This is a genomic window from Streptomyces sp. NPDC029956, from assembly GCF_055574655.1.
Genome location: NZ_JBVHZJ010000002.1, coordinates 99,557 through 103,293, shown reverse-complemented (window position 1 = coordinate 103,293; position 3,737 = coordinate 99,557). Strand labels below are relative to the sequence as shown.

Below are 3,737 nucleotides of genomic sequence, written 5' to 3'. Positions count from 1 at the left end.
AGGTGCGGGAGCTGGAGGAAGGGGAGAGTGGCCCCCGCGCGAAAGCGGCGGCCCCCGTCTTTTCCGACCCCTGGGGCCGGCGCGCGGGGGGGGGGGGGGACCCCCCCCCCCCCCCGCCACCGATGACCACCAGTCGTTCGCTCATGGGACGACGCTACTTCTCGGGCGCCTCCGGAGTCGCCGGAGAGGTCACCGCCCCGGCGGCGTTCCGCTCCGGGCCGGTCCCCGCGGGCCGCGGCACCGGCACCGGCGCGGACGTGGTGCCGGCCCGGCGGGCGACGCGCGGGCGGATCAGACGGTGCCAGACGACGAAGACGATCAGGGCGACCGCGATCCACGGGGCGAGGGCGGCCAGGACGATCACGATCCAGGTCACGACGCCCACCAGGGCGTTCCAGCCGCCGGAGAGGGCGTCGAGGAAGCCCGGACGGCCCTCTTCGGCCTCCTTCGCCGGAGCCTTCTCCTTCTCGCTGAGCTGCAGGGTGATCGTCGCCAGCGACGTCCGGTCCTTCAGCGAGGACTGCTGGGCGAGCAGCGACTCCAGGTCCGCCTGACGCCGGCTCAGCTCGCCCTCCAGGGTCACCACGTCGGTCAGCCGCTCCGCCCGGTCCATCAGCGCCCGCACCCGCGCCACGCTCGCGCGCTGGGTGGCGATCCGGCTCTCCACGTCCACCACCTGCTCGGTGACGTCCTTGGCATCGGCCTTGCGGGCCAGCAGCTTCCCCGTACCGGCGAGCTCGGTGAGAACCGAGTCGTACCGCTCCTGCGGCACCCGCAGCACGATGCGCGAGGTGACGTACCCCTCGTCGACCCGCTCCGTCGACTCGTTCTCGACGCGCCCGCCCGCGCCGGCCGTCACGTCGCGGGCCGTGACCAGGGCCTTCGTCACATCGGCGACCTCCACGGACAGCGAGGCGGTACGGATGACGTGCTGCTGCGCGGGCGCCTTCGAGGGCGCCGACGTGGCCTTCCCGGCGCCCGATCCCGCGTAGCCGTCGGCGGCTCCCCGCGCCGCCTCGGCGTTCGCGGGCGCCTCCGCGCCCATGTCCCGCTTGGAGTCCCCGGCCGTGCCGCCTCCGGCCCCGCCGGCTCCGCAGCCGGTCAGCACCAGCGCGGCGGTGAGCAGGGCCGCGCCGGCCGTCGCTCGCGTTCTCCCGGTCGTACGTGAGTTCCTCATCGAGTCCCCCCCAGGGGTGGTAGGTGTCGCCGGTTCGACGTGTCGGCCCACCGGACGGGTTGCCCTCCGGCGGTAGCGATGCGGTCACGGTCCGGCCTCGGAACGGGAGCGGGCGGCAGGGGGAGCCTCTGAACCGGCGCCGATGGGCGATTTGAGAGAGTGGTCCCATGAACGCGGACACCACGGGACCCCATGTCGTCGTCGCCGGAGGCGGTATCGCCGGACTCGCCGCCGCCCACCGGCTGGCCGTCGCCGGCCACCGGGTGACCCTCCTCGAAGCGGGACCGCGGCTCGGCGGCAAGCTGCTCGCCGGAGAGATCGCGGGCGCCCCCGTGGACCTCGGCGCCGAGTCGCTGCTCGCCCGCCGCCCCGAAGCGGTCGCCCTCGCCCGGGCCGTCGGCCTCGGCGACCGGCTCCAGGCCCCCGGCACGACCACCGCGTCCGTCTGGTCCCGGGGCGCACTCGTCCCCATGCCCAAGGGCCACGTCATGGGCGTCCCCGGCGACGCCCACGCCGTCGAGGGACTGCTCTCCGCGGAGGGCGTGCGCCGGATCGGCCTCGACGCCGAACTGCCCCCCACCGAGATCGGCGACGACATCGCCATCGGCGCGTACGTCGCCGCCCGCATGGGCCACGAGGTCGTCGACCGGCTCGTGGAACCCCTCCTCGGCGGGGTGTACGCCGGTGACGCCTACCGCATCTCGATGAAGGCCGCCGTCCCCGCCCTCTTCGAGGCCGCCCGCACCCGGCCCACCCTCACCGCCGCCGTCCGCGCCGTCCAGCAGGCCGGGGCGGCCGTCCCCGCCGACGCGGCGGGCGCCGCCACCGGCCTCGGCGGCTCCGTCTTCCTCGGCGTCGACGGCGGTGTCGGCACCCTGCCCGGCGCCGTCGCCGACGCCGTCCGCGCCGCCGGCGGCGAGATCCTCACCGACGCGCCCGTGACCGGGCTGCGCCGCACCGGGACCACCGGCTGGCAGGTCGTCAGCGGCGACCGGGTCCTCACCGCCGACGCCGTCGTCCTCGCCACCCCCGCCGGGCCCGCCGCCGCGCTCCTCGCCCCGCACGCGCCCACCGCCGCCGCCGAGCTCGACGCCGTCGCGTACGCCTCCATGGCCCTGGTCACACTGGCCTTCCGCCGCACCGACATGCCCGCCCCGGCCGGCCCGGGGCTGCCCGCCCTGCCGGGCTCTGGGTTCCTCGTGCCGCCCGTCGACGGCCACACGATCAAGGCCTCCACCTTCTCCTCGCAGAAGTGGCAGTGGGTCGCCGACGGCGCCCCCGACCTCTTCGTGCTGCGGACCTCCGTCGGCCGCCACGGCGAGGAGGAGCAGGTGCACCGCGAGGACACCGATCTCGTCGCCGCCTCCCTCAAGGACCTCGCCGCCGCCACCGGACTCACCGCCCGGCCCGTCGCCACCACGGTGACCCGCTGGATCGGCGGCCTGCCGCAGTACCCGGTCGGCCACCTCGCCCGGGTCGCCCGGGTCCGCGAGGCCGTCGCCGCCCTTCCCGGACTGCGCGTCGCGGGCGCCGCGTACGACGGCGTCGGCATCCCCGCCTGCATCGCCTCGGCCCATCGGGCGGCCGACGAGATCATCGCCACGTCGAAAAGGACCGACCCCGGTGCGGGGCACTCCCTGTGACGGGCGAGAATAGGCGTATGAGTGCGCCCGAAAAGATCCCGAACGCCGGTAAGAAGGCGAAGGACCTCAACGAGGTCATCCGCTACACCCTGTGGTCCGTCTTCAAGCTGCGCGACGTTCTCCCCGAGGACCGCGGTGGCTACGCCGACGAGGTCCAGGAGCTGTTCGACCAGCTCGCGGCCAAGGACATCACCGTCCGCGGCACGTACGACCTCTCCGGTCTGCGCGCCGACGCCGACGTGATGATCTGGTGGCACGCCGAGACGAGCGACGAGCTCCAGGGGGCGTACAACCTCTTCCGCCGCACCCGCCTGGGCCGTGCCCTGGAGCCGGTCTGGTCGAACATGGCGCTGCACCGCCCCGCCGAGTTCAACAAGTCGCACATCCCGGCCTTCCTGGCCGACGAGAACCCGCGCGACTACGTCTCGGTCTACCCCTTCGTGCGCTCCTACGACTGGTACCTGCTGCCGGACGAGGACCGCCGCCGGATGCTCGCCGACCACGGCAAGATGGCCCGTGGCTACCCGGACGTCCGCGCCAACACGGTCGCCTCCTTCTCCCTCGGCGACTACGAGTGGCTCCTCGCCTTCGAGGCCGACGAGCTGCACCGCATCGTGGACCTCATGCGTCACCTGCGTGCCTCCGAGGCGCGGATGCACGTCCGCGAAGAGGTCCCGTTCTACACCGGTCGCCGCAAGAGCGTCGCCGACCTGGTGGCGGGCCTGGCCTGACGGCCGTACGAGAACCTGGTGGTGGCCCGGCTCCCGGCCGGCCGCGCCACCCTTCGACCCGGAAGATCAGACGACAGGCGTCACCATGGCCTGCCGCTCCAGCGACACCGGGTCCGGCTCCGGGTGGGGGGGGGGGGGGGGGGGGGGGGGGGCGGGGGGGGGGGGGGGTCTTTTGTGTGGGGAGGA

At 74.7% G+C, this 3,737-nt stretch carries 3 protein-coding genes; 2 read left to right on the top strand and 1 reads right to left on the bottom strand.

Annotated elements, in window-relative coordinates; all coding sequences use genetic code 11:
* Positions 1 to 154 precede the first annotated feature (154 nt).
* Entirely contained in the window at positions 155 to 1,177 is a 1,023-nt protein-coding gene (locus tag ACZ4XX_RS01725; RefSeq protein ID WP_468506018.1) for a DUF4349 domain-containing protein, read from the bottom strand.
* Positions 1,178 to 1,344: 167 nt separating this feature from the next.
* Here ACZ4XX_RS01725 and hemG point away from each other — a divergent pair, with 167 nt between their 5' ends.
* Positions 1,345 to 2,820 carry a protoporphyrinogen oxidase gene (hemG, locus tag ACZ4XX_RS01720; protein WP_468506017.1) on the top strand — a complete coding sequence of 492 codons (1,476 nt, stop codon included), beginning with the start codon at positions 1,345 to 1,347 and terminating at the stop codon, positions 2,818 to 2,820.
* Positions 2,821 to 2,837: 17 nt separating this feature from the next.
* Entirely contained in the window at positions 2,838 to 3,551 is a 714-nt protein-coding gene (gene hemQ / locus ACZ4XX_RS01715) for a hydrogen peroxide-dependent heme synthase (RefSeq protein WP_468506016.1), read from the top strand.
* Positions 3,552 to 3,737 lie beyond the last annotated feature (186 nt).

Bases quoted from the DNA above. Each gene is read 5' to 3' on its own strand.
- hemQ (WP_468506016.1), top strand. From the start codon at position 2,838: ATGAGTGCGCCCGAAAAGATCCCGAACGCCGGTAAGAAGGCGAAGGAC.
- hemG (WP_468506017.1), top strand. From the start codon at position 1,345: ATGAACGCGGACACCACGGGACCCCATGTCGTCGTCGCCGGAGGCGGT.
- ACZ4XX_RS01725 (WP_468506018.1), bottom strand. From the start codon at position 1,177: ATGAGGAACTCACGTACGACCGGGAGAACGCGAGCGACGGCCGGCGCG.